The organism is Nocardia brasiliensis ATCC 700358, from assembly GCF_000250675.2.
GTDB lineage: Bacteria > Actinomycetota > Actinomycetes > Mycobacteriales > Mycobacteriaceae > Nocardia > Nocardia brasiliensis_B.
The window spans coordinates 3,756,931-3,781,345 of sequence record NC_018681.1 but is presented as its reverse complement, the minus strand read 5'-3'; the positions used below and the strand labels follow the sequence as shown (position 1 = coordinate 3,781,345).

Below are 24,415 nucleotides of genomic sequence, written 5' to 3'. Positions count from 1 at the left end.
CTCAGATCCCGTGACTCGTGTTCGCCTGCGACGGACGCCATTTCAGCAGGCGGCTCTCCGCGTAGCCGATCGCCCATTCGGCGAGCAGCGCGATGACGGTGATGATGATCATGCCCGCGTAGATGCCCGCCGAATCGAAGGTGCCCTGCGCGTTGCTGATCAGCAGGCCCAAACCTTTACTGGCCCCGGCGTATTCACCGACCACCGCACCGATGAGCGCGAAGCCGAAGGCGGTGTGCAAACTGGACAGGATCCAGGTGGTCGCGCTGGGCAGCACGATCGCGGTGAGCACCTGCCGCTTGCCCGCGCCGAGGATGCGCGCGTTGTTGATCACGTTGCCGTCCACCTCCCGGGCGCCGGTGAACGCGTTGAAGAACACCGCGAAGAACACCAGCACGACCACCGTCGCGACCTTCGAGCTCAAGCCGAGGCCGAACCAGATGATGAACAGCGAGGCGAGCACGATACGCGGAACTGCGTTGAGCCCCTTGATGAACGGCGCGAGCACATCGGCCCAGTAGCGGCTGCGTCCGAGCAGCACGCCGAGCACGACACCGGCCACGGTGCCGATCACGAAGCCGAGCACCGCCTCCTGCACGGTGGTGTAGATCTGCAACCAGATCGAGCCGAATTGGGTTCCGTCGGTGAACCATTCGACCAGCCGACCCCAGATCAGCGACGGCTTCGAGTAGAAGAACGGGTCGATCCAGAGCGAGGCGGTCAGCTCCCAGGACCCCAGCCACAGGGCCACCAGCGCCGCGCGCAGTCCCCAGGTGCGGATGCCCGCGCGCCGGGCGTTGGTGCGCACCCGTGCGAGGATCTGCGCCTCGGACTCGTTCTCCGGGACCGGCGCTGCGGCAGAACTCTTTTCGAGAATGTCATGCGACACGGGTCGCCCCTTCCTCGACCGCTCCGCGGGCCGCGGGCCCTCCGGCGCCCCGCGCCGCCTCGACCTGATCGCGCAGCGTTTCCCAGATTTCTTTGTAGATATCGCGGAATTCGGTGGTGAGCCGCACCTCTTCGACGTTGCGCGGGCGCTCCAGCGCGACGGTGAAGTTGCCGCACACCGTCGCCGGACTCGCCGTCATCACGATCACCCGGTCGGCGAGCACGATGGCCTCTTCCAGGTCGTGGGTGACGAAGATGACCGCTGCCCCGGTGCCCGCCCACACGCGCAGCAGTTCGTCCTGCATGAGCTGGCGGGTCTGCACGTCGAGCGCGCTGAACGGCTCGTCCATCAGCAGGATTTCCGGATCGTTGACCAGCGTCTGCGCCAGCGCGACCCGCTTGCGCATACCGCCCGAGAGCTGATGCGGATAGTAGGTTTCGAATCCGGCCAGACCCACCTTGCGTACCCAGCCCGAAGCCTGCTCCCGCGCTTCGGCTTTCGACTTGCCACGCAGCCGCGGGCCCAGGGCGACGTTGTCCAGCACGCTCTTCCACGGCAGCACCGCGTCCTGCTGGAACATGTAGCCGATGCCGTCGGGGATGCCCCGGACGTCCTTGCCGCGCACCAGGGTCCGGCCCGCCGAGGCCGGTTCCAGACCGGACACCAGGGACAGGGTGGTGGACTTGCCGCAGCCGGTCGGGCCGACCACGGCGACGAATTCGCCGGGCCCGACCTCGAGGTCGAGGTCCTTGACGGCGGTGTGGATGCCGCCACCGGTGCCGGGGAAACGCTTGGTCGCGCTCCGCAGCTCGATGAGTGGGTTGGTCATGATTGCTAGCTCCTGCGAGTCGAGATAGAGCGAACGTACGTGGCCCCGGTCACAGGCCGGAGCTTGTGCGCACAAGCCGTGCAAAGTGCCGATTCGGAGGTTCTGCGCATTCTGCTCACCCCGGGCGGGTGGTCTATGCTGCGGCAATGGCCACTGAGGGCGCGCCGGCCGTGCGATTGAGGACGCAGGTTCTGCTGCTGCAGATCATGGTGGTCACCCTTACCCTCGGCGTCGCCTTCGCGGTTTTCGGCTATCTCAGCGATCAGCGGCTGCGCGACGGTTACGGCCAGCGCGCCCTCGCGATCGCACGCACGGTCGCCGCCGATCCCGCGGTGCGCCGCGAGGTGGCCCGGTACGCACCGGGCGCCATCGACGCCGATCCGGCGCTGCGCCGCGAACTCGCCGACGGGCCGCTGGAGCACATCGCGGTCGACACCACCCAGCGCACCGGCGCGCTGTTCGTGGTGATCACCGACGACGCCGGCATCCGGCTCGCCCATCCCGACGCCACCCGGCTCACCGAGCACGTCAGCACCGATCCGTCCGGCGCACTGGCCGGGCGCGAGGTGATCGCCGAGGAACGCGGCACGCTCGGCGCTTCGGTGCGCGCGAAAGTTCCCGTGCTCCAACCTGATTCGGAGCAGATCGTGGGCGCGGTGAGCGTCGGCATCGCCACCGACGCGGTACGCGATCAACTGCTCGACGACCTGCGCACCGCGGGACTGCTCGTCGGCGCCGCACTGCTGGTGGGGATCGCCGGATCCATGCTGCTGGCCCGGCGCTGGCGCGGGCTGACGCTCGGGCTCGAACCCGCCGAACTCGCCGAACTCGTGCGCGGGCAGGCCGCGGTGCTGCACGGCATCGGCCGGGGCGTGCTCGCCGTCGACGCGCGGTGGCGGACCACGTTCGTCAACGACGAGGCGCGCCGGCTGCTCGGCATCGGCGCGCAGGCCGGCCGCCCGGTGGACGAGATCGGGTTGACGCCACGGGTGCTCGAGGTGTTCCGCGGGCTCGACGAACAACCCGCGTCGGCCACGGTCGGCTCGCACATCGTGGTGGTCGCGGCCCGGCCGGTGCAGCGCGACGGCCGCGACCTCGGTGCGGTGCTCACCGTGCGCGACCGCACCGACGTCGAAGCGCTGACCCGGCAACTCGACGCCGTCCAGTCCATGAGCACCGTGCTGCGCGCCCAACGCCACGAGTTCTCCAACAAGATGCACCTGATCAGCGGCCTGCTGCACAGCGGGCACACCGAGGAGGCGTCGCGCTCGCTGGACGAGATGATCGGCGCCGGGCCGCTCGGCGCCGCCGCGCCCGGCATCGACGCCATCCACGACGCCTACCTGCAGGCCTTCCTCGCCGCGAAGGCCGCACACGCCCGCGAAGGCGGCGTCGACCTGGTGCTCGGGCCCAACACCTGGGTGGACGGCACCCTCGCCGACCCGGTCGATGTCACCACCGTGCTCGGCAACCTGCTCGACAACGCGATCGAGGCCGTGCACGCCTCGGACAACACCGTGCGGCAGGTGGAAGTAGAACTGGTTCAGGAGGATTCGACGTTGCACATCGTCGTGGCGGACAGCGGTGACGGTGTCGCACCGGAGCTGATCGACGTGCTGTTCACCGAGGGCGCCTCGACCCGCGACGGCCGCGACGTACCCGGCGGACGCGGGGTCGGGCTCGCGCTGATCCGGCAGATCGCCCGCACCCACGGCGGTGACGTACATCTGGCCAGTCCGCGCGGCGGCGCGCCACCGCTGACCGGCGCCGAATTCATCGCTCGCGTTCCCGGCGTGCTCGTAGACAGCAAGGTGTCATGGCCCCAACAGATTTGACCGTTCTCGTCGTCGACGACGACTTCCGCGTCGCCAACCTGCATGCCGCGATCGTGGACTCCATCGCCGGATTCGCCGTCGCGGGCACCGCGAACACGCTGGCCGCGGCCCGGGTGATCCTGGACGCGGGGCAGGTCGATCTCGCACTCGTCGACGTGTACCTCCCGGACGGCTCCGGCGTCGACTTCGTCCGCGAATTACGCTGTGACGCCATGGTTCTGACCGCGTCCACGGACAGCGACACCGTCCGCGCGGCGCTCGCCGCGGGCGCGCTCGCCTACCTCGTCAAGCCGTTCCAGCACACCGAACTCGCGGCCCGGTTGGCCGCGTACGCGCGTTACCGGCGGATCCTCTCGGCGCCACAAGTGGACAACGCCCGGGTCGACGCGGCCTTGCAGGCCTTGCGCCCGGCCCCCGCGGCCGCCGCCTCGGCCACCGTCGCCTCCCCCACCAAAGACCTGGTCCTCCAGTCGATTCTGGCCGCAGGCGCTCCCCTGTCCGCGGGCGAAGTGGCCACCGCGATCGGCATCTCCCGCGCCACCGCCCAGCGCTACCTGGCCACCCTCGTCGGCACCGGCACCCTGCGCATGAGCCTGCGCTACGGCAGCACCGGCCGCCCCGAACAGGAATACTCCGCGACGAGCCGCACCTGAGTTTCAGTTCGGAAAGCGGCGTGCCCAGGATTCGTGCGGAACCTGTGCAGCGTTGATCACCGCGCTCAACAGTCGATACCAGCCGGCGATGGTGACGAGTTCGAGCACCTGGTCGTCTCGGTAGCGCGCGTGCAGTTCGGTCCACAGGTCATCGGAAAGGCTTGCGGTCTCGTGCATTTCGTCGGCCAGGCGCACCAATGCACGGTCGTCGCCGGACCACGCCGGATCGGTGGGCGCGCCCACCGCCGTCGCGTCGATCTGCGCCGGGGTGAGGCCGACTTCCGGAGCCTGGAGCACCGCATGCACGCCCCATTCGTACTCGGCGCCCGCCCGTGCGCAGGTCCGCAGGATGACGATCTCGCGGGCACGCGGCGGCACGCGGCCATGGCCGAGGATGCCCGCGCCGAGCGGGCGCATCCGGCTGAAGAGTTCGTCGTGCACCGCGAGTGTGCGGAACAGTGCGAGCGGCTCGATCGCCGTCCCCGGCGGCATCCACTTGGTGAGTTGCGCTGCGATATCAGGAGCGTAGGGCGGTTGCAGCGGCGCGATGCGCGGCCGGGATTCGATGGTACTCATGGCTGATCCTCACGAATGCCAGACGGACGGAGTATTCTTGCTTCGGAAAACAGAGCAAGGACGGTGACGATGGTAGCTTCGGATTCCGAAGCAGACAAGGGTCCGGCGGTCGGACGTCCGGTACGCGGTTCGCGGTCCGGGCGCCCGATCATGGTGCTGCTGGATCTGCTCGGCCGGCGCTGGGCGCTGCGGGTGCTGTGGGAACTACGCGACGGCCGAGCTGTGACGTTTCGCGAAGTGCAGGCCCGCTGCGGCGGCATCTCCGCCAGCGTGCTCAACGATCGGTTGCGGGAACTACGCGAGGCCCGGGTCGTCACCGCCGAGCCGGACGGTTATCAGCTGAGTCCGGACGGGACGGACCTGCTGGCCGCCCTCGCGCCGTTGCAGGTGTGGGTGCAGCGTTGGGCGGACTAGATGGTTGCTACTTCGGCGGTGCGCCGATCATGGTGACTTTGCCGCCGTCCCAGCGGAATTGGACGTGGGTCACGGTGCCGTCGTCGCACGCGTTGCAGCTGCCGGGTGTGCGGTAGAGCAGGCCGACCGTGTCATCGGTGGTCCGATCGACGTCGAGCGAGGTGAAACCGTACGCGCGCGGCGTCGCGGTGCCGAGGTACGCGCCCTTGTGGAACAGCAGCGCGTGATTGGGCGAACTGCCGGTGGCGCCCTCGACCGTGACGATCACCGTCGACAGGGTGGCACACGGGTCGAAGTTCCCTTGGAAACCGCGCGCGTCCGCGGACCACGGCGCCTGCGTGACCGGCTCGACCGGCAGCGTGGCCAACGCGGACTGGATCACCTGCGCCGACAGGTCGATGCCGCAGCGGACCGGCGTGGTCGAGGTGGTGGGCACGGCCGAATGTTCGTGCGGCCCGGCGGCCTCCGGCTGCCGATCCCCCGCACACCCGGCGCAGCCGAGCAGGAGCACAGCACAGGCGACGAGCACAGGTCGAGCAATCCGCACCACGGAAATCCTTCTCGGGTCCACCGACGGGTTCGAACGAGCAGTGCACAGTCTCACCCATCCGGCCGGCGATGTCGATCACCGCGGACGGGCCGCCCCCGACGGCCGGCCCGTTACGCGGCGCGAACCCGCGCTAGGCGGTCTTGGCGGTGGTCGCGGCGTTCACCGCCGCGATGTACTCGATGACCCGATTCAGGTCCGGGTAGAGCCGGTGCGCGATGCGCCGCGACTCCTCCGTCGGCTGCACCAGGTCCGGGACCAGGATGCAACGCAGGCCGGCCGCGACGGCCGCGCGGATACCATTGGTCGAATCTTCCAGCGCCAGTGTGGTTTCCACGTCGCCGTCGAGTGCGGCCATGGCCTTCAGGTAGGGCTCGGGATCGGGCTTGCCCTTGGTCACGTCCTGCCGGGTCACCACCGCGTCGAAGCGGTCGGCGATGCCCGCGAGTTGCAGGTGATGGTCGGCCCGGTCCCGGGACGAGGAGGTGGCGATCGCCTTCGGAATACCCTGTGCCTCCAGCGCGTCGAGCAGCGCGAGGGCGCCGGGCTTGGTGGCCAGCCGTCCGCTGTCGACCAGCTGACGCAGGTGCACTTCGTGCAGATCGAAGTACTCCTCCAGCGGAAAGCCCCGCCCGTAGGCGGCCGCGGCGAGGGTGCGGCAGCGATCGGCGGGCACGCCGATCATGCTGCGGCAGAACTCGACCGGCATCTCGTAGCCGAGTTCCGCGCCCGCGCTCACCAGCGACTCCATCGCCAGGCTCTCCGAATCGATCAGCAGACCGTCCATATCGAAGACGACTGCGCGCACCGGATTCTCGGCGTTCACCTGTTGCTCCCTTCCCATTCCGGCGCGAGCCTGCGCCGTACCGCTGCGTCTACACCGTCGCGCGTCAGGTCGGCCAGGGCGTCGCCGACCTGACGCTGCACCCGCTGCGCTTCCGGCAGCGTGCCGAAAATATCGGTGCGCTGCAAGAACGCCTGCGCACAGCGATGCGGATCGGCGTCGACCAGTTCGGTGAGCGAGTCCTCCCGGGGATCGATCAGCTCCATCACGGCATCCGGGTGGTGACTCGCGGTGAACCACCGGATCCAGGCGGCGATCAGCAGGGTCGCGCCGGGAGTCGGCCGGCCCGCGGCGATGTTGTCCCGCAGGGCGTCGACGACCCGCGGGATCATCTTGTCCGAGCCGTTGCGGCCGATCCGGGTCATGTCCTGGGCGATGGCCGGATTGCGGAAGCGGCGCATCAGGTCGTCCACGGTCCGGCGCAGCTCGGGACCGGGCAGGGCCAGTGTCGGCCCCTGCTCGTCCAGCATGAACTGCCTGGCCAGCGCGGCGAGCGCGGGATCGGCCGTCGCCTCGGCGATGGTGCGGTGGCCCGCGACGCCGCCCAGGTAGGCGAGCAGCATGTGCGTGCCGTTGAGCAGGCGCAGCTTGGCCAGCTCGTAATCCTTGACGTTGGCGACGAATTGGGCGCCGCCGAGTTCCCATTGCGGGCGTTCGCCCTCGAAATCCTCGATCGTCCAGGTCATGAACGGCTCGGCGGACACGGGGGCGTGATCGTCGATGCCGCCGAGCCAGTTGCGCGCGATCGCGGCATCGGTGGGCGCGGTCGGTTGCACGATGCGATCCACCACGCTGTTCGGGAACTGGACGTGCCGGGCGATCCACTCGGCCAGGTGATCGTCGCGCAGCAGCGCGAAGTCGATCACGGCGCGGCGCAGCGTGCTGCCGTTCGCGCACAGGTTGTCGCAGCTGATCACCACCGGCGGCGTGCTGCCGCGGCGACGCACCAGTTCCAGGCCCTGGGTGAGCATGCCGATCGGGGTGATCGGCCGGGTCGGGTGCCGGACGTCGTGGCGCACACCTGGACAGTCGGCCTCCAACCGGCCGGTGACCGGCGATACGCAGTAGCCGCTGGCGGTGACGGTCAGGGTGACGATCTTGACCCGCGGGTCGGCGATCCGGTTGGGCACGCCGATCAGGTCGGAGGGCGCGTGCACGGTCTCGGTGAGCGCGCCGACCACCTCCACCTTGGCCTGCCCGTCCTCGTGCAGCAGGGTCGTGTACAGGTTGTCCTGAGCGCGCAGGGCGTCGACGATCGTCGGCCGGTTGATCGCGACGGCGGCGATGCCCCAGCGCGAGTCGCCGGTCTCGTTCATCGCGTGCTGGGTTGCCAGCGCCTGGTGTGCCCGGTGGAACGAGCCGCAGCCCAGATGCAGGATGCCGGTGGTCAGGCTGCGCGGCGCGAAGCCGGGACGGGCCACCGTATCGGGCAACCGATTGAGCAGGTCCGCCGACAGCCGGGGTACCACATGACCGGGTACCCGGGTGTTCATTTCGGTTCGAGTTTTCTTCGCCGTAATCAGCGGCACACGCATGTGCGGCCTCCGTTGGGTTATACGAGGGGCAAGCGGCATAACGCCTAATCACCATTGACTCAGCGATATTTCAAACGCTAGTTCAGGGTTGCCAGTATTTCGACAGCTAATCCGTGATTCAGCTAACTGAAGGCATGGCGCAGCAGGTCACCGTCCATATTGCAAAAATTCCGTAAAGTGCCACTTCAGCACGGGCGAATCCGCGCACGAATTCGGACATACCCGATTCGCCGACGGTAGCAAGTGAAATACGTCACCGACCGGCAATGGCGATTTGCCGGATACGACAGCCTTTAAGTATGCTCTCAGATTTGCCAAATAATTGCCGATTTTTTGGCGGAGAATACAACGCCACGGTCGAATGCACACCGCCCCACGCCGGCGAAAGGCGATCCGACAGAGTTACTTCCAGATGGAAGCGACTACCTGACCGGACGGCACACGAGATGCCTGCCACACCGTGGTGGTGAGCGAAAACAAGTTTGCTTCGGCGTTGCCACTGACACCACGAGGTGCCGCCGGTCAGACCACCGACGACCCCGCAGGCTGCACCGCTCGTCGCGCGCGCACCGTGGCCCACACCACGAGCAGACAGCCGAGGACGGCGCGAACACGAGCACCGCACCCAGTGCGAAGAGCAGTCCGATGACGCCGAGCCCGCAACGCCCTACCCACACGACGTTTCGCCGGGCCCCGGCGAGCGCCTCCACCAGCGCGATCGGCACACAGATACTCCAGATCGTGTGCAGCGACAGCACCTGCTGGACCAGTGCGACGCTCATGCCGATCGAGGGCAGATAGGTCGGCCCGTGCAGCAGGTCCTGCCCCGCGTACGAGTCGTTCCACAGCAGCTGATCGACCGGCCCCTCCTCGAACAGCGCGTAGGCCGCGGCGAGCAACACCATCGTCGGCCAGCCGCCGGTACGCCTGCCCACCTCGCGGACCAGCAACGCGCCGAACCCGTACATCGGCGCGAGCAACACGCCGATCGGCAGCTCCGCGACGGTCAGGTTGCCCAGCAGGAATTCCCCGACGAAGGGCGCCACCAGCAGCAGACCGAAGATCGGTCCCCACTGCGTCTGCCGTGCCCGCATAGCAGGCACCGTAGTCCGCTGTGCGCCGCCGGGCATGACCCGAGTTCTGCGGCCGATCCACTAGCGTTCGGACTATGAGCGAGAGCATGCTGCGGGTCGCGGTGATCGGTTACGGACTGGCCGGGTCGGTCTTCCACGCGCCGTTGATCGCCGCCGAACCACGGATGCGCGTCGCCGCGGTGGTCACCTCGTCCGCGGAGCGCGCCGCGCAGGCCGAGCGGGAACATCCGGGTGTCCGGGTGATCGCGACCGCCGACGAACTGTTCGCCGACCCGGGCGAGTTCGATCTGGTGGTCGTCGCCACGCCCAATCGAACGCATGCGTCCCTGGCGACCCAGGCCGTCGACGCGGGACTGCCGGTGGTGGTCGACAAACCCTTCGCGGTCTCGGCCGCCGAAGCCGAGGCACTGGTCGAGCACGCGGCGCGGGCGGGGGTGCCGCTCACGGTGTTCCAGAACCGGCGCTGGGACGGTGATTTCCTGACCGTGCGCGCGCTCGTCGAGGCGGGCACGCTCGGCGCGGTGCGCCGGTTCGAGTCGCGGTTCGAGCGCTGGCGGCCGACCCCGAAGGGCGGCTGGCGCGAGATGGGCGGCCCCGCGGACGGCGCGGGACTGCTGTTCGACCTCGGCAGCCATCTCGTCGATCAAGCGCTCACCTTGTTCGGGCCCGCGAAATCGGTGTACTGCGAACTGGATCGGCGCCGTGCGGACATCCAGACCGACGACGACGCCTTTCTCGCACTGACCCATGCCGGCGGTGTTCGCTCGCACCTGTGGATGAGTGCCGTTGCGCCGCAACTGGGCCCGCGATTCCGGGTACTCGGCGCGCGCGCCGGGTACGTCACCTACGGGCTCGATCCGCAAGAGGCCGCGCTCCGCGATGGTCGCCGCCCAGACGACGGCACCCGGTGGGGCACAGTCGAACCCGATCAATGGGGTCTGCTCGGCGCCGAGCCCGATACCGCACCCACGCCCACCCACGCGGGCGACTATCCCGCCTTCTATACCGCGCTCGCCCGGGCACTGCTCGACGGCGGCGATCTGCCCGTCGACCCGCGTGACGCGGTCGCGGTGCTGCGCGTGCTGGAACATGCCCGCCGCTCGGCCGACACGGGCGAGGTCGTCGCGGGCTGAGAATCCGGTTGGCCTGACGCCTAGTCGATCGTTAACGTCGACACCCGTGCCGGTCGCGTTCGGACCGGTCGTTCGGTGGAGAGGAGATCCGTATGGGGTCAACGATTTTCGCGGTGTTCCTGCCGCTCGCCCTGGCCCTGGTGATGTTCGGGCTCGGATTGACCTTGACCGTGGACGATTTCGCCAGGGTGCTGCGCTACCCGAAGGCGGCGGTGATCGCGCTGGTCTGCCAGATGGTGCTGCTGCCCGCGGTGTGTTTCGGGCTGATCTATCTGTTCCGGCTCGAAGGGGCGCTCGCGGTCGGCATGCTGCTGCTCGCGGCCTCGCCCGGCGGGCCGTCGGCCAATCTGTTCAGCCATATCGCCGGCGGCAACGTGGCGTTGAACATCACGCTCACCGCGATCAACTCGGTGCTGGCGGTGTTCACCATGCCGCTGCTCGTCGCGCTGGCGTTCCATCAGTTCATGGACGGTGACGGGTCGTTCGGGCTGCGACCGGACAAGTTCGCGCAGGTGTTCGGGATCGTGCTGATCCCCGTCGCGATCGGCATGCTGGTGCACCATCGGTTCACCGCGTGGTCGGAGCGGATGCGCGGCAACGTCAAGGTCCTCTCGATCGTGGTGCTCGCGCTGGTGGTGCTCGCCGCGGTGGCGAAGAATTTCGAGACGCTCACCGAGAACATCGGCAAGCTCGCCTCGCTGAGCCTGCTGTTCGCGGTGCTCAGCCTCGCCGTCGGCTATTTCGTGCCGCGACTGTTCCAGGTGGACGCGGATCAGGCGATCGCCTCCGCGATGGAGATCGGCATCCACAACGGGGCGATCGCCATCGCCGTGGCAGGGTCGGTGCTGCACAACGACGCGATGGCCGTCCCCGGCGCGGTGTACGGCGTGCTGATGAACATTCCCGCCGCGATCGCCGCGTACTTGCTCGCCAAATACGTGCGCAAGGCCGAACCGGCTCCGGTGCCGAGCACCACTGGATAACGAACCGCGCGACTGAACCGGACACCCGGCCCGCGGGTGGGTAGCCTTTCGCTGTTCGACTCTCGAAGGGAACAGCATCGCGATGCGACCGCTCGACGCGGACGATCCTGCGCGGATCGGTGAGTACCGGCTGCTCGGCGTGCTCGGTGCGGGCGGGATGGGCCGGGTGTATCTGGGCCGCAACGCCGGCGGTCGTACCGTCGCGGTCAAGGTGATCCGGCCGGACCTGGTCGGCGACAACGAGTTCCGGGTGCGGTTCGGTCGCGAGGTCGCCGCGGCGCGGCGGGTCGGCGGCAAGTTCACCGCGCCGGTGCTCGACGCCGACGTGCACGCGAACCCGCCGTGGCTGGCCACAGGCTACGTGGCCGGATTCTCGCTGACCGAGGCGGTCGAGACGTACGGTCCGTTCACCGAGAACTCGCTGCTGGTGCTCGCGCACGGGCTGGCCGAGGCGTTGCTCGCGGTGCACGGGGCCGGTCTGGTGCACCGCGACCTCAAACCGTCCAACGTGCTGCTCGCGCTCGACGGACCCAAGGTGATCGATTTCGGTATCGCGCGCGCGATCGAGGACAGCAGGCTCACCACCACGGGCAAGGTCATCGGCTCCCCCGGCTTCATGTGCCCCGAGCAGGTGACGGGCGCGACGTTCGGCCCCGCGGGCGACGTGTTCGCGCTCGGCGGCGTGCTGGTGTTCGCGGCGACCGGCCAAGGGCCGTTCGGGGTCGGCGAAATGGTGCAGCTGCTGTGGCGCGTGGTGTACGAAGAGCCGCACCTCGAGGGGGTACCGGAGCGGCTGCGCCCGCTCGTCGCGGCCTGCCTCACCAAGGATCCCGCCGCCCGCCCGACGCCCGAGCGACTGCTCGCGGAACTGACCGACATCGGCTTGCCCGCGCGCGGCGGCTGGCTGCCCGGCCCCGCGCTGGAGGAGGTGAGCCGACGAGCCGTCGAACTGCTCGATCTCGATTCGGGCCCCTTTGACGTGCCCCACTCGCTCGCCGCGCCGGCGACGGAGACCGCGCGGACCGCCGACACGCTCGTGCGTCCGGGCACGGGACCGAACGCGCGGACCGTCACCAGTGCTCCGGGCACCGAGCCCCGGAACGTCACGCCACGCTCCTGGTGGCAGGGCGCGCCGGACCCCGGCCCGCAGGCTGGTTTCCCGCCCGCGTACGGCCATGGGCCGCAGGATGACTCAGGCCGCCCGCACGACGCTCACCAGCCGGCCGTCGCCGCACCGGCACCGTCGCGTCGGCCCACCCGTCGCCGCACGGCGCTCATCGCCGCCGCCGTCGTGGTCTGCCTCGCGGTGGCACTCGGCGCGTTCGCGATCACGACCTACGTCAACCGAACCCCGGCCGAGCCGAACGCCACCGCCACCGACGCGCCGAGCGAGCCGGGCGCCGAACTGCCGGGCGCCTACGTCGGCGAATGGCAGGGCGTCGCGAAAGACACCCTCGGCACCTACGACATCGTCCTGACATTGCAGGCGGGCGTGATCGGCGATCAGGTCGGCAGTTCGTCCAACACCGGCCGGGTCGCCGGACTCACCTGTGGCCGCACCGAAACCCTCACCGCGGTGGAATCGGACAAGATCACCCTCACCGCGCAGCTCGCCGCGGACAGCGGTCTCTGCAACGACGAGGGCGCCACCTCGGAATTGACGGTGCAGCCGGACGGGTCGCTGTCCTATCGCACCCGCGGCGTTCTCGGCGATATGGTGGGCAGCCTCACCAGAACGCCCTGACCGCGTTCGCGACTGTGAACCGCTGCGCCCGAGCCGGTCTCGACCAGCAGATATCGGCCGGATCCCGAGGGTATGAGACGTCATGTACTTCCCGGGTGGCAGACTGCGGTGCATGGAGGATGCTTCTGGCAGCACTATGTCGACACCCACCATCACGTGTGCGGGACGCGTGCGAACACAGCCTGACGCGCACCAGCGCGCGGGGCGGCTCGCGGCAGCGCTCGTCGACGCGGGGGTGACGCCGGGGAGCCGAGTGGCGTTGATGCTGCGCAACGACATCGAGTTCCTCGAGGTGTCGCAGGCGGTCTCGGCGTGCGGGGCGAACGCGGTACCGATCAACACCCGATGGCAGGTGCCCGAGGTCGCCCATGTGCTCGGCGACAGCGGCGCACGGCTGGTCCTCGCGCACACCGAGTTCCTCGATATCGTGGAGCAGGCTGCGCCGCACGAGGATACGACCTTCGTCGAGGTCGCCATGCCCGTCGAGTTGCTCGCCGCGCTCGGCCGCGACGCCGCCCTGGCGACGCCGACGGGCCGGCATCCCACCCTCGAGCAGTGGATCGACGCGCAGGCCGAGCCGCTGGGCCGGATCGAAGGCGCCCGCGACGACGCCACCGGCCTGATCTACACCTCCGGCACCACCGGACGCCCCAAAGGCGTACTGCGCGAACGGATGACACCGCACCAGTGGCTGTCCATCGCGGGCAGCGCGGCGAAGCGGATGGGCCTCACGCCGCGCGGGCAGGCCGTGATCCCCGGCCCGCTCTATCACGCCAGCCCGAACGGGATCGCGATGCTCGCGATGCGCATGGGCACCAACATCACGATCATGCCGCGCTGGGACGCCGAAAGTTTCCTGCGCCACGTGCACGAGCACCGCATCACGCAGGCAAAAGTGGTGCCCACCATGCTGTCTCGACTGCTGTCGCTGCCCGAAGAGGTGCGCAAGCGCTACGACGTCTCCAGCCTGACCCACCTCATCCACTCCTCCGCGCCGTGCCCGCCCGCCGTGAAGCGCGCCGCGATCGAGTGGTTCGGCGACGCGGTGCTCGAGTTCTACGGGTGCGCGGAAGCAGGCACGATCACCTGGATTTCGGCGCAGGAATGGCTGGCCCATCCGGGTAGCGTCGGGCGGCCGGGCGACGGCGCCGCCGCCGTGGTGGTGAACGACGCGGGCGCGCCGCTGCCGGTGGGCGAGGTCGGCCGGGTCTTCGTGCGCGGTGCCGACTACTGGCCGAAGTTCCGCTACCTCAACACCGACGACGACCAGGCCCCCGTGGTGCCCGGCTTCTTCGAAGTCGGCGACCGCGGTTACCTCGACGAGGACGGATTCCTCTATCTCACCGGGCGTTCCAGCGAGATCATCATCTCCGGCGGGGTGAACATCTATCCCGCCGAGGTGGAGAACGCGATCATGGCCATCCCCGAGGTCGAGGACGTCGCGGTATTCGGCGTGCCGCACCCCGGCGATCTCGGCGAAGCGGTGGCCGCGCAGGTCCTCCCGCGGCCGGGCACGCAGCTCACCGCGGACGATGTGCGTGCGGCACTCGCCGGACAACTGGCCGCCTACAAGGTGCCGAGCCTGCTGCGCATCGTGACCGAACTCCCGCGCGACGATTCCGGCAAGATCTACAAACGCCGGCTCCGAGCGGAGATGTCGCCGGGCGGTTAAGGTGCCCCGGTGGACAGAGCCGAATGGGTCGAGCGTGGCAGCTCCATCGCCGACCGCCTGACGACAACCCAAGCCCAGCCGCCGTGGTGGCTGGTCGCCGGCGCCGCCGCGGTGGCACTGGTCCTGGTCGGCTACACGCCCCTATGGCGGTTCACCCGGAATATCGTCACCATCGCGCACGAGGGCGGGCACGCGCTCGTCGCGCTGCTCACCGGCCGCAAGCTGAACAGCATCCGATTGCATTCGGACACTTCGGGTCTCACCGTATCCAGCGGAAAACCGTACGGGCTCGGCATGATTCTGACGACGATGGCGGGTTATCCCGCGCCGCCGCTGCTCGGCCTCGGCTTCGCCGCGCTGCTCGGCGCGAGCCGGATCACCCTGATGCTGTGGACCGCGATCGTGCTGCTGGCCGGCGTGCTGATCATGACCCGCAACATCTACGGCATGCTCACCGTTTTCGCGGTGGGCGCCACCGTTTTCGCGGTGTCCTGGTTCGGAACCGACACGCTGCAAGCAGGTTTCGCGTATCTCGGCGCGTGGTTCCTGCTGTTCGCCGGGGCCCGGCCGGTACTCGAGTTGCAGCGGGGGCGTTCGCGGCAGTTGCGCAGCCGGCATCAGCAGGATGTCGCCTCCGACGCCGACCAGCTCGCCCGGCTGACCCACCTGCCGGGGCTGCTGTGGGTGGGCTTGTTCGGGGTGATCGCGGTGGGCTCGCTGGTGCTCGGCGCGGGCCTGCTGATCTCCGATACCTCCGGCGTCTGCGTGCCGGTGCTGTCCGGCGGGACGTGTCCGGCGCCGCAGTAATCGCCGTCCGATGTTTAGCTTTTCCGTTTCGCGGCACGCCTAGACGGGGGCCCGACGACGGAAGGAGTGTCAGATGCCGGACGACCTGAATGGGACGCGCGTACTGGTCATCACCTCGAACACCGGTGTGGAGCGGGACGAACTGCTCGTTCCGCTGGAGCAGCTCAAAGGCAAAGGCGCGAGCGTGGTGCACGCGGCGCCGGAGACCGACGAGGTGCAGACCTTCCAGCACGACACGGAAAAGGACGAAGCCGTGCGACCGGACACCGCGCTGTCCGAGGTGTCGGCCGACGATTTCGACGTGCTGGTGGTGCCCGGCGGCACGGTCAACGCGGACAAACTGCGCGCCGAAAGCCGTGCGGTCGAGCTGGCCAAGGAGTTCGCCGCGGCCGGGAAACCGATCGCCGCGATCTGTCACGGACCGTGGCTGCTCGTCGAGGCGGAACTCACCCCGGACAAGACCCTGACGTCGTATTCGTCCCTGCGCACCGACGTGACCAACGCTGGCGGCCGCTGGGTGGACGAGCCGGTGGTGCGCTCGCCGGAGAACGGCTGGCTGCTGATCACCTCGCGCAATCCGGGCGACCTCGATGACTTCTGCCGGGCGATCGCCGAGGAGCTCGTCGCGGTTTCCTGAGCGCAGCCCGTTCCGCTCCGTCGAACTGAAACATGTTCTACTTTGGTGAGCATGGTCGGTTCGACGGAAGGGACGGGTAGCGCCGTGGGGAAGGTACTGGAGCGCATCGAGCAGTACGCGGACGAGATCCGGGCGGCAGGCGCCGAGGGCGACAAGCTCATGCGTTTGACCGATTCGTCGGCCAAGCGGCTGCGCGAGACCGGGGCGATCCGCATGCTGCAGCCGAAGCAGTACGGCGGGCTGGAGGTGCACCCGCGCGAATTCGCCGAGACCACCATGGCGATCGGCGCGATGGACGGCGCGACCGGCTGGGTCACCGGCATTGTCGGCGTACACCCGTGGGAACTCGCCTTCTTCGACCCCAAGGCACAGGACGAGGTCTGGGCCAAGGATCCCGATACCTGGATGGCGTCGCCGTACGCGCCGATGGGGGTCGCGACGCCGACCGAGGGCGGATACCGGCTCAGCGGCCGCTGGTCGTTCTCTTCCGGCACCGATCACTGCCAGTGGGTGATGATCGGTGCCGCGGTCGGCGATCCGGACGGTAAGCGGGTGCTGCCGCCACAGATACTGCACGTGCTACTTCCCCGCGCCGACTACGAAATCGACCAGGACAGTTGGGATGTCGTCGGTCTGCGCGGCACCGGGAGCAAAGACCTGATCGTGGCGAACGCGTTCGTCCCCGCCTATCGGACCATCGACGCCGCCAAGGTGTTCGACGGCACCGCGCCCAAGGAAGCGGGGCGCGGCGAAACGCTCTACAACTTCCCGTTCTCGTGCATCTTCCCGCTGGGCATCACCTCCTCGCTCATCGGCATCGCCGAGGGCGCGCTGGCCTGCCATATCGCCGCGCAGAAATCCCGGGTGGCGATCACCGGCGTCCCGATCAAGGACGACCCGTACGTGCTGTACGCGATCGGCGACGCGGCCGCCGAGATCGCGGCGTCGCGGGCCGCGCTCCTCGACACCGTGGACCGGTTCTGGGACATGGTCGAGCAGGGACGCGAGGTGAGCTTCGAATTGCGGGCGATCGGCCGCCGCACCCAGACCGCCGCGGCCTGGCGCGCGGTCCGGGCCGTCGACGAGATCTTCGCCCGCTCGGGCGGCGGTGCGCTACAGATGAAAACACCCCTGCAACGCTTCTGGCGCGACGCGCACGCGGGCCTCTCCCACGCCATCCACGTCCCCGGCTCGATCTTCCACTCCTCAGCCCTCACCCAACTAGGCGGCGAACCCCAAGGCATCCATCGCGCCATGATCTGAGCCCCAGCTGATTTCCCACGCCCCGCTGTGATCAGTGCGGGAACACACTGGGCGGGCGCGGATTCGGCCGAGCCGCGAGGTGCGCCTCGATGATCCGCGCCACCTCGCCCGCGTCCTCGGTCGACTCGAGCAGCGGCAGATACTCGACGCCGCGGGCGAGCGCCGGCAGATCGACTGCCGAATACATTGCCATCAAAGGATTCACGAACAGTTCGGTGCCCGCGGTCCGGTCGGTCGCGTGCACGTCCCCGAACTCGCCGCACAGCGCGGCCGCGATCTGCGAGTGCACGATGCTCGGGCGCAGCGGGGTATCGGTCATCGAATGCCGCACCGCCGCAAGGTATGCCGCGCCCTCCGGGCTGTCCTGCGGGACCGAGAACGTGCCCTGCCACGGCCGCCAAGCTGGTCATGTCCTCGTGCGGGGTGCCGAGACCGGCCTCGTCACCGCGCAGCAGGATGTCGGTGCCCCCGTCGATCAACACCAGGGCATCCACGCCGAGGTGATCGATCAGCGCGCGATAGGCCGCACGCAGCGGACGCACCCCGGACATGGGGAAGGTGTACACGACCGGCGTGCGGCCGGTGCTCGACAACCAACGCGCCAGGCTGCGTTCGGGAAAGTAGTCGTCATAACCCTCGGATTCCGGGTGCACGGCCGCGACACCGGGGGCGAGCCAGTCGTCCAGCGAGATACGGTCGAGGTCACCGAACGACAGATTCGCCAGGTGGACCCGCTTGCCGAGTCCCTCCAGCGCCACGGCGAGCGGCAGACCGCCGTACACATCGAAACCGCCGCCCGCCCCGGCGATGAGCACCACGGAAGCGTCGCGCAGGCGCGTGAACAGGGGTGGTTCGATCAAGCGATACAAAGGCACACCACCATCATGCGCAACCCGCGCAGACCCTGCGTATTACTGTAGCCTTACCTAATATGAATGGGGTGTGTGCACTGCGGGATCCGGGTCACGCCGGCCGAACCACGGTCTGGCACAACGCCATCGATCGGTTGATGGCGTTCGAGGTGCGCATGCTCGAGTCGCGCGTGGGCTTCGAGAATGCGAGCGTGGTCGCGGTGGAGCGGGTCGTGCGCGCGCTCGGGCTCGGCGCCGAGCCTGCCGTCACGGGACCGGCCGACCACGGATCCTCCAGTGCGCTCGAATATTTCGTGTCCAGTCAGGTTCAGGTGATCCGGGATATCGCGATCGCCCAGCACGACTACGCCAAGCGCTTGATGATCGCCGCCCGCCCGCTGCTCACCGAGGAACTGTTCGCTGAGCTGTGGCTCGGGTTCCGCAATTCCGGGAGAACGCCACGGGTGCGGGTCAGACGGGACAATCCGACCCGGGTGGAGCTGAGCGAACCCACAGAGCGGCAGGTCGCGCACCAATACAGCTGATCGGCGGTCGCGGGGTGCCCACGCGGCATACCGGTCGGCTATGGTCGGACTCGATCTTGCCGACCACTCCCCTGCGACGGATCCCATGATTATCGAGCTCGTCCTCGCGGTTGTCGCCGCGCTCGAAGCTGCCGGTCTGGTCGTGCTGTTCGTGCTGCTGCGGCGCAGTCGGCGCGAACTCGACGAACTACAACGCAAGATCGAGGCCAGGCAGCTGCTGCGGATCAGCGGGCGCGAAGCCGTCAAGACGGTCTGGGACACGGCGAACCTGTTGCGCAAGAAGGGGTTCCGCGGCGCCGTCCTCACCTCGATCGAAGACCTGGCGGGGTGGGCGCAGGTCGAGCGACCGGATCTGGCGCGGCTGACCCCCGACGGGCACGTGGTGATCACCTTCTCCGATATCGAAGGCTCCACCGCCCTCAACGAACGTCTCGGTGACCAAGCGTGGGTGAAACTGCTCGACCGGCACGACCGGTTGATCCGCAAGTATGTGAGCAAACACGACGGGCACATCGTGAAGAGCCAGGGCGACGGCTTCATGATCGCGTTCGCCGAGCCCGAACAAGCGGTGCGGTGCGGCCTGGACGTGCAGCACGCGCTCGGCAACGGCAGCAAACTCAGTGGGCGCGAACATGTTCGAGTCCGAATCGGCATCCACATGGGCACCTCGGTGCGTCGCGGCGACGACCTCTTCGGCCGCAACGTCGCCATGGCGGCCCGCGTCGCCGGCCAAGCCGACGGCGGCGAAATCCTGATCAGCGAACCGGTCCGCGACGCCGTCACCGACGAACCCGACATCACCATCACAGCCCACCGCGAAGTCGAACTGAAAGGCCTGCACGGCAAACACACCCTCTACGCCGTCGAACGCACGACCCCGTAGCCACCGAGCCCAGTGTTGCACCCGCCCACCGCGGTTTGGCACCATGAAGCCGGTATGCCGTCGACTCTTGATGCCACGCGGGACAGCCTCGATGGACTGTCCGTAGGGGACGCGCTGGGCGCGCAGTTCTTCGTACCGGGCCGCTCCCTTTCCGAACTCCGCGCGGGCAAGCCGCCGAGCGGTCCGTGGCAATGGACCGACGACACCGAAATGGCGTGCTCGGTATACACCGAAATTCGCGAGCGCGGGCACATCGATCGGGATGCGCTGGCCGCGCTGTTCGCCGAACGGTGCGAACCATACCGCGGCTACAGCGGCGGCACAGTCGCTGTGCTGCACCGGATTCGGGACGGCGAGCCGTGGGCCGAGGTAGCAGGCGGGCTCTACGACGGGCGCGGATCCTGGGGCAACGGCGCCGCCATGCGGGTCGCACCCCTCGGCGCGTACTTCGCGGGACAGCCGGAACGCGCGGCGGAGCAGGCCGCACTGTCGGCGGAGGTGACCCACCGGCATCCGGAAGCGATCGTCGGCGCCATGGTGGTCGCCGTAGCGGCGAGCCACGCGGCGGCCACGCGCGGAAATCACTGCCCGCCAAGCGAATTACTGGAGGCGATCGAGCCCTACCTGGTCGCGGGCCGGACTGCGGCCGGTATCCACCGAGCACGAACGCTGCTGGGCCGATCGGTGGCCGAGGCAGCGTACGAACTCGGCAACGGCGCACAGGTGAGCGCCCAGGACACCGTGCCGTTCACCCTGTGGGCCGCCGCATCCCATCTCGACGACTACCCCGGCGCGATCACGGCCTGCATCGAAGCGGGCGGCGACGCCGACACCACCGCGGCCATCGTCGGCGGGATCGTCGCGGCACGCACCGGCACCGGCACCGGCACCCGAGGACTTACCCGTGGAATCCCTGAGCCCTGGCTCGCATCCCGCGAACCATTGCCTCCCTGGGTCTGAGCGTGTCGCCGCCTCGTCGAACCAGGCGCAATCTCGTACGCAGTAGATGCCGCGCAGCCTGCCGCGAGTGGCGCAGGAGGCTCGCGTATGGCGATCCCGCGCACATCTCGTCACCCCGCGCGCGTGTCAGTCGAGCGACACGCGCGCGGCGTGCGAAATATCGCGCGGCAGCCAGCACAGGACAGCGCTGACTCAGCGTGCCGCGTCACCGCGCAATGCCGCGGCCGCGGCACGGGCCAGTTCGGGGGCGGGGCGGGTTGCGTCGACCACGGTGCCGCGCTCGTCGGTGCCCAGCGGCTCGAGGGCGGCGAGTTGGGAGTCCAGGAGGCTGGCGGGCATGAAATGTCCGCTGCGCTCGGTCATTCGGTGGGCGAGTTCGGCGCGGGGTGCGGACAGGTGCAGGAAGAATGCGGAGGGGGCGGCGGCGCGGAGGCGGTCGCGGTAGGCGCGTTTCAGTGCCGAACAGGTGATGACGCCGCCGCGGTCGACGTGCTCGGCCAGCCACGCCGCGACGGCGTCCAGCCAGGGCGCCCGGTCCGCGTCGTCGAGCGGGACACCGGCCGCCATCTTGGCGACGTTCGCGGCGGGATGGAATTCGTCGCCTTCGGCGTAGGGCACGTCCAGGGTCGCGGCGAGTTCCCGCCCGACGGTCGATTTGCCGGAACCCGACACCCCCATCACCACCACGATCGGCAATTCGGGTCGTTGCGGCACATCGGCTCCTCAGCGTCGAGTCCGCCGCCGTCGGCGCCGGAAATCCAGGCTCCGACACTACCGCGACCGCGGCGGCGGACCGCGCTTCACGGGTTGGCGGATTTGATGATCAGCACATCGGAGTGCGCCCGGCGGGCGATCTCGGCGGGGAAGGCCCGCAGGAAACGCCCGAACGGCGAGGCGAAGTCGCCGCTGCCGACGACGATCAGGTCCGCGCTGACGTGGTTGGCGATCGAGAGCAGCGCCTCGGCCGGGCCGCCGCGCACCGCGTACTGGACCGCCGGTTCGCTGCCCTGGTCGTCGACGTGCGCCGCGGCGTCCTTCAGCAGCTCGTCGACGGCCGCGGCGGGCAGCACGCTGTAGCTGTCGGAGTCGAGCAGGTCGTTGATCATGGCCCGCTCGGTCGGCGGGAGTTCCGGGTAGGCGCAGGTCACCGTCAAGGTGGCGTGCGCGTCCCTGGCTAATCGGGCGGCGGTCTCCACGGTGCGTAAGGATCGTGGCGTGCCGTCGATGCCGACGATGATGGAACGGTAACTCGGGATCGAAGCGTATTCGGACACAACTGCTCCTCTGACGGGATCAATCGAGATCCCTGCGGACGAAACCGGCAGCGCCGAGCAGTGCGAGCAGCGCGCCGGCGGCTGTCAGCGCCAGCGACGATCGCGCATCGATCGACACTCCGGGAAGGTGCGAAACATGGTTGAACACAGAAACATTCATGGTTGACGCGGACAGCTTCATGGACGGACCGAGGATGGATACCACCGCCGATTCGGCCAGCACCACCCAGGCGAGCCAGGTGATACGCGGCAGGAGCCCGACGAGGAACACGCCGAGTCCGGCCAGGAAAATACAGGCGGGCAGCTGCGCGAGCGCGGCGCCGAGCAGCCGGGACACCTGTCCCGGATCGCCGGTCCGCAGCGCGTGCGCGGTCCCGAGACCCAGTCCGGTGACCGCCAGCAGCACGACCGCGGAGCCCAGCGCATAAGCCAGATGCATTGCGACGAAACGCCATTTCGGCAACGTGCCGGACAGCAGCAGGTCCGCGCGGCCCGCGAGCTCCTCGCTGCGGATCTGGAGCACGCCGACCACGGTCGACCCGGCGATCGCGAGGGTGAGCAGCAGCGTCGACATGGCGAGGAAGCCGTCGACGACGTCGACATTGAATCCGGCGAGCAGGTTCAGCATGCCCTGCGTGCCCTGCGCCACCTCGCCGGCATCGTGCGCGGCCGCCCCGAAGCCGAGACCGAGGCCGAACAGCGCCGCGACCCACATGGCGAGCCCGGCGCGCTGGGCCCGCACCACCATGCCGAGGGCGGTGCGAGTCAGCGGACCGGCCGCGGGCGCACCGGGCGGCGCGCGGAACAGTCCGGCGTCATAGTCGCGGATCTGCTCGATCCGGATCGCCAGCAGGAACAGCGCACCGGAGGCCAACGCGCACAACAGGATCGGCCACAGCTGCACCTGACCGAACGGGTGGATGAACTGCGCCCAGCCCAGCGGGGACAGCAACCGCAGCACATCGGAGTCGACGGTGTCGCCGAGTGCGCGCAGCACGTAGGCCAGCCCCAGCACACCGCAGGCGATACCGTAGGCACCTCGGGCGTGCTCGGTCAGCTGGGCCGCGACGAGCGCGATCGCCGCGAAAACGATGCCGATACAGGCGAAGGCGACGCCGAACGCGACCGCTCCCCCGCTGTCGGCCCCACCCACGATCAACGCGAGCGCGGAGCCGACGCCGACGATCACGTTGGTGAGGAAGGAAACGATCAGCACCGCAACGGAATTCGCGTGCGCGCCGAATCGCCCCGCGCGCAACAACTCCAGCCGCCCCCACGCCTCCTGCGCCCGGGTGTTGCGCACGACCACGATGATGTTGACCAGCGCGACGGCGATCGACACGTACCAGCCGACCTCGAAGGCCGCGATGCCGCCCAACGTGTTCAGCGCGGTCGGCGGGCCCTGCAACGCTTGCTGCGACGTGAGCGTGTTCGCGATCGAAGCGTAGGTCGCGCGCTCCTGGGCCGTGGGATACATCTTGTCGAGCCCGCGCACGCCCGCGTACATGCACCCGATCACGGCGATCATCGCGGCGATCAGGCCGCGATAGTTCAATCGTAGGTTCAGTCGCATCGCGACGGTCAGGTTCGTCATTTCGCCGACCCCGCCTGCGCGGCACCGTAGTGGCGCAGAAACAGGTCCGCCAATTCCACTGCCTGCGTACCGGATTCGGCGCGCAGCTCGGCCATGCCCACGGTCTGCACCGTCAATCCGCTGCGAATGATCGTCACCCGGGAGCAGAGCTTCTCGACCTCGCCGAGGATATGGCTGGACAGCAGCACCGTTTTCCCGCTGTCGCGCGCCTCCTCGATGCAGTGGCTGAACTGCTGTTCCATCAACGGATCCAGGCCGCTGGTCGGTTCGTCGAGAATGAACAGTTCGACGTCGGCGGCGAACGCCGCGATCAACGCCACCTTCTGCCGGTTGCCTTTCGAAAAGGTCGAACACCGCCGGCTCGGGTCGAGTTCGAACCGCTCGATCAGCGCGGCCCGGCGGGCGGGGTCGATGCCGCCGCGCAGCCTGCCGAGGATGTCGATCACTTCGCCACCGGTCAGGGACGGCCACAGATTGAGATCGCCGGGCACATACGCGAGCCGGGCGTGGATCGCCATCGCGTCCGCGCGCGGGTCCAACCCGAAGACCTTCGCCTCGCCCGCGTCGTGCCGGAGCAGGCCGAGCAGCGTGCGGATGGTCGTCGTCTTGCCGGCGCCGTTCGGGCCGAGAAAGCCGTGTACCTCGCCCTCGGCGACTTCCAGATCGAGCCCCCGCAGTGCGGCCACTTTCCCATACCGCTTCACCAGCGACCGGACGTCGATAACTGCCGACATCGCAACCTCCCTCACTCGATAGCCCGTGCTACGGGTCGAGTGTGCGCGGGTCAGGGGTGGTGGCGCTTGCACAGATCGGCAGATCCGAGAAGATCTTGCGGGGCCGGTGCCGGAGCCGC

24 protein-coding genes and 2 pseudogenes are annotated in these 24,415 nt (G+C 68.9%); 13 read left to right on the top strand and 13 right to left on the bottom strand.

The annotated features are described in order from the left end of the window. Position 1 precedes the first annotated feature (1 nt). Both O3I_RS17100 and O3I_RS17095 read right to left on the bottom strand, forming a co-directional pair. The gene (locus O3I_RS17100) at positions 2–889 is read right to left on the bottom strand and encodes an ABC transporter permease (RefSeq protein WP_014984200.1); all 888 of its coding nucleotides are present in this window, start codon (positions 887–889) and stop codon (positions 2–4) included. Next, the gene (locus tag O3I_RS17095; RefSeq protein ID WP_014984199.1) at positions 879–1,718 is read right to left on the bottom strand and encodes an ABC transporter ATP-binding protein; all 840 of its coding nucleotides are present in this window, start codon (positions 1,716–1,718) and stop codon (positions 879–881) included. The genes O3I_RS17100 and O3I_RS17095 overlap by 11 nt, the downstream gene beginning before the upstream one ends. Before the next feature lie 146 nt (positions 1,719–1,864). Between O3I_RS17095 and O3I_RS17090 the strand changes: the two genes are divergently transcribed. Next, the gene (locus O3I_RS17090; protein WP_014984198.1) at positions 1,865–3,553 is read left to right on the top strand and encodes an ATP-binding protein; all 1,689 of its coding nucleotides are present in this window, start codon (positions 1,865–1,867) and stop codon (positions 3,551–3,553) included. Beyond that, positions 3,535–4,206 (top strand): response regulator, encoded by a 672-nt coding sequence (locus O3I_RS17085; RefSeq protein ID WP_041562666.1) that lies wholly within the window; start codon positions 3,535–3,537, stop codon positions 4,204–4,206. Before O3I_RS17090 ends, O3I_RS17085 begins: the two co-directional genes overlap by 19 nt. 3 nt (positions 4,207–4,209) lie before the next feature. Here O3I_RS17085 and O3I_RS17080 read toward each other — a convergent pair whose 3' ends face one another. Further along, positions 4,210–4,782 carry a carboxymuconolactone decarboxylase family protein gene (locus O3I_RS17080; RefSeq protein WP_014984196.1) on the bottom strand — a complete coding sequence of 191 codons (573 nt, stop codon included), beginning with the start codon at positions 4,780–4,782 and terminating at the stop codon, positions 4,210–4,212. A 69-nt stretch (positions 4,783–4,851) separates the two neighbouring features. Between O3I_RS17080 and O3I_RS17075 the strand changes: the two genes are divergently transcribed. Then, a complete protein-coding gene (locus O3I_RS17075) occupies positions 4,852–5,196 on the top strand; it encodes a winged helix-turn-helix transcriptional regulator (protein ID WP_014984195.1) in 345 nt (114 codons plus the stop codon). Between the two features lie 7 nt (positions 5,197–5,203). On the opposite strand, the gene O3I_RS44830 is transcribed toward O3I_RS17075, so the two are convergent. The 4 genes from O3I_RS44830 to O3I_RS17055 form a co-directional block, all read right to left on the bottom strand. After that, positions 5,204–5,743: an LppP/LprE family lipoprotein gene (locus O3I_RS44830; RefSeq protein ID WP_167829147.1), complete on the bottom strand. Its 540-nt coding sequence runs from the start codon at positions 5,741–5,743 to the stop codon at positions 5,204–5,206. 133 nt (positions 5,744–5,876) lie between these two features. Next, on the bottom strand, positions 5,877–6,569 hold the full coding sequence (locus tag O3I_RS17065; RefSeq protein ID WP_014984193.1) for an HAD family hydrolase: 693 nt from the start codon (positions 6,567–6,569) through the stop codon (positions 5,877–5,879). Further along, positions 6,566–8,122, bottom strand: a complete 1,557-nt coding sequence (locus O3I_RS17060; protein ID WP_167829146.1) for a mannitol dehydrogenase family protein — start codon at positions 8,120–8,122, stop codon at positions 6,566–6,568. Before O3I_RS17060 ends, O3I_RS17065 begins: the two co-directional genes overlap by 4 nt. A 422-nt stretch (positions 8,123–8,544) precedes the next feature. Then, positions 8,545–9,216, bottom strand: a complete 672-nt coding sequence (locus tag O3I_RS17055) for a hypothetical protein (protein ID WP_014984191.1) — start codon at positions 9,214–9,216, stop codon at positions 8,545–8,547. A 74-nt stretch (positions 9,217–9,290) separates the two neighbouring features. Between O3I_RS17055 and O3I_RS17050 the strand changes: the two genes are divergently transcribed. The 7 genes from O3I_RS17050 (at position 9,291) to O3I_RS17020 (ending at position 17,455) form a co-directional block, all read left to right on the top strand. Next, positions 9,291–10,349 carry a Gfo/Idh/MocA family protein gene (locus tag O3I_RS17050; RefSeq protein ID WP_041562664.1) on the top strand — a complete coding sequence of 353 codons (1,059 nt, stop codon included), beginning with the start codon at positions 9,291–9,293 and terminating at the stop codon, positions 10,347–10,349. Between the two features lie 92 nt (positions 10,350–10,441). After that, a complete protein-coding gene (locus O3I_RS17045; protein ID WP_014984189.1) occupies positions 10,442–11,332 on the top strand; it encodes a bile acid:sodium symporter family protein in 891 nt (296 codons plus the stop codon). An 82-nt stretch (positions 11,333–11,414) separates the two neighbouring features. Beyond that, positions 11,415–13,076 carry a serine/threonine-protein kinase gene (locus O3I_RS17040; protein WP_014984188.1) on the top strand — a complete coding sequence of 554 codons (1,662 nt, stop codon included), beginning with the start codon at positions 11,415–11,417 and terminating at the stop codon, positions 13,074–13,076. 112 nt (positions 13,077–13,188) lie between these two features. After that, positions 13,189–14,748, top strand: a complete 1,560-nt coding sequence (locus O3I_RS17035) for an AMP-binding protein (RefSeq protein ID WP_041563920.1) — start codon at positions 13,189–13,191, stop codon at positions 14,746–14,748. A gap of 9 nt (positions 14,749–14,757) precedes the next feature. Beyond that, positions 14,758–15,555, top strand: coding sequence for a M50 family metallopeptidase (locus tag O3I_RS17030; protein WP_014984186.1), 798 nt, complete (start codon positions 14,758–14,760; stop codon positions 15,553–15,555). 73 nt (positions 15,556–15,628) lie between these two features. Further along, entirely contained in the window at positions 15,629–16,192 is a 564-nt protein-coding gene (locus O3I_RS17025; RefSeq protein ID WP_014984185.1) for a type 1 glutamine amidotransferase domain-containing protein, read from the top strand. A gap of 84 nt (positions 16,193–16,276) precedes the next feature. Then, positions 16,277–17,455, top strand: coding sequence for a hydroxylase (locus tag O3I_RS17020; protein WP_014984184.1), 1,179 nt, complete (start codon positions 16,277–16,279; stop codon positions 17,453–17,455). 31 nt (positions 17,456–17,486) lie between these two features. Here the strand turns inward: O3I_RS17020 and O3I_RS46070 are convergent, their stop codons facing one another. Both O3I_RS46070 and O3I_RS47060 read right to left on the bottom strand, forming a co-directional pair. After that, positions 17,487–17,774, bottom strand: coding sequence for a hypothetical protein (locus O3I_RS46070; protein ID WP_014984183.1), 288 nt, complete (start codon positions 17,772–17,774; stop codon positions 17,487–17,489). Positions 17,775–17,901: 127 nt separating this feature from the next. Beyond that, positions 17,902–18,006 (bottom strand): annotated as a pseudogene (locus O3I_RS47060) (hypothetical protein); the annotation flags it as partial. A 389-nt stretch (positions 18,007–18,395) separates the two neighbouring features. On the opposite strand from O3I_RS47060, the gene O3I_RS17010 reads away from it, so the two are divergent. From O3I_RS17010 to O3I_RS17000, 3 genes are all read left to right on the top strand, one after another. Beyond that, positions 18,396–18,851 carry a hypothetical protein gene (locus O3I_RS17010; protein ID WP_014984181.1) on the top strand — a complete coding sequence of 152 codons (456 nt, stop codon included), beginning with the start codon at positions 18,396–18,398 and terminating at the stop codon, positions 18,849–18,851. A gap of 85 nt (positions 18,852–18,936) precedes the next feature. Beyond that, positions 18,937–19,734, top strand: coding sequence for an adenylate/guanylate cyclase domain-containing protein (locus tag O3I_RS17005; protein WP_014984180.1), 798 nt, complete (start codon positions 18,937–18,939; stop codon positions 19,732–19,734). Between the two features lie 54 nt (positions 19,735–19,788). After that, on the top strand, positions 19,789–20,694 hold the full coding sequence (locus tag O3I_RS17000) for an ADP-ribosylglycohydrolase family protein (protein ID WP_014984179.1): 906 nt from the start codon (positions 19,789–19,791) through the stop codon (positions 20,692–20,694). Between the two features lie 192 nt (positions 20,695–20,886). Here the strand turns inward: O3I_RS17000 and O3I_RS16995 are convergent, their stop codons facing one another. The 4 genes and pseudogenes from O3I_RS16995 to O3I_RS44505 all read right to left on the bottom strand — a co-directional run. Next, on the bottom strand, positions 20,887–21,372 hold the full coding sequence (locus O3I_RS16995) for a gluconokinase (RefSeq protein WP_041563919.1): 486 nt from the start codon (positions 21,370–21,372) through the stop codon (positions 20,887–20,889). Between the two features lie 122 nt (positions 21,373–21,494). Then, complete coding sequence (locus tag O3I_RS16990; protein ID WP_014984177.1) at positions 21,495–21,968, bottom strand: universal stress protein; 474 nt, start codon at positions 21,966–21,968, stop codon at positions 21,495–21,497. Between the two features lie 19 nt (positions 21,969–21,987). Continuing rightward, on the bottom strand, positions 21,988–23,562 hold the full coding sequence (locus O3I_RS44510) for an ABC transporter permease (protein WP_014984176.1): 1,575 nt from the start codon (positions 23,560–23,562) through the stop codon (positions 21,988–21,990). A gap of 80 nt (positions 23,563–23,642) precedes the next feature. Beyond that, a pseudogene (locus O3I_RS44505) lies at positions 23,643–24,296 on the bottom strand (ABC transporter ATP-binding protein); the annotation flags it as partial. Positions 24,297–24,415 lie beyond the last annotated feature (119 nt).

Excerpts from the sequence above, each read along its gene's own strand:
- O3I_RS17095 (WP_014984199.1), bottom strand. The coding sequence starts at position 1,718 with ATGACCAACCCACTCATCGAGCTGCGGAGCGCGACCAAGCGTTTCCCC.
- O3I_RS17090 (WP_014984198.1), top strand. The coding sequence starts at position 1,865 with ATGGCCACTGAGGGCGCGCCGGCCGTGCGATTGAGGACGCAGGTTCTG.
- O3I_RS17085 (WP_041562666.1), top strand. The coding sequence starts at position 3,535 with ATGGCCCCAACAGATTTGACCGTTCTCGTCGTCGACGACGACTTCCGC.
- O3I_RS17080 (WP_014984196.1), bottom strand. The coding sequence starts at position 4,782 with ATGAGTACCATCGAATCCCGGCCGCGCATCGCGCCGCTGCAACCGCCC.
- O3I_RS17075 (WP_014984195.1), top strand. The coding sequence starts at position 4,852 with ATGGTAGCTTCGGATTCCGAAGCAGACAAGGGTCCGGCGGTCGGACGT.
- O3I_RS17060 (WP_167829146.1), bottom strand. The coding sequence starts at position 8,122 with ATGCGTGTGCCGCTGATTACGGCGAAGAAAACTCGAACCGAAATGAAC.
- O3I_RS17055 (WP_014984191.1), bottom strand. The coding sequence starts at position 9,216 with ATGCGGGCACGGCAGACGCAGTGGGGACCGATCTTCGGTCTGCTGCTG.
- O3I_RS17050 (WP_041562664.1), top strand. The coding sequence starts at position 9,291 with ATGAGCGAGAGCATGCTGCGGGTCGCGGTGATCGGTTACGGACTGGCC.
- O3I_RS17045 (WP_014984189.1), top strand. The coding sequence starts at position 10,442 with ATGGGGTCAACGATTTTCGCGGTGTTCCTGCCGCTCGCCCTGGCCCTG.
- O3I_RS17040 (WP_014984188.1), top strand. The coding sequence starts at position 11,415 with ATGCGACCGCTCGACGCGGACGATCCTGCGCGGATCGGTGAGTACCGG.
- O3I_RS17035 (WP_041563920.1), top strand. The coding sequence starts at position 13,189 with ATGGAGGATGCTTCTGGCAGCACTATGTCGACACCCACCATCACGTGT.
- O3I_RS17025 (WP_014984185.1), top strand. The coding sequence starts at position 15,629 with ATGCCGGACGACCTGAATGGGACGCGCGTACTGGTCATCACCTCGAAC.
- O3I_RS46070 (WP_014984183.1), bottom strand. The coding sequence starts at position 17,774 with ATGACCGATACCCCGCTGCGCCCGAGCATCGTGCACTCGCAGATCGCG.
- O3I_RS17005 (WP_014984180.1), top strand. The coding sequence starts at position 18,937 with ATGATTATCGAGCTCGTCCTCGCGGTTGTCGCCGCGCTCGAAGCTGCC.
- O3I_RS17000 (WP_014984179.1), top strand. The coding sequence starts at position 19,789 with ATGCCGTCGACTCTTGATGCCACGCGGGACAGCCTCGATGGACTGTCC.
- O3I_RS16995 (WP_041563919.1), bottom strand. The coding sequence starts at position 21,372 with ATGGGGGTGTCGGGTTCCGGCAAATCGACCGTCGGGCGGGAACTCGCC.
- O3I_RS44510 (WP_014984176.1), bottom strand. The coding sequence starts at position 23,562 with ATGACGAACCTGACCGTCGCGATGCGACTGAACCTACGATTGAACTAT.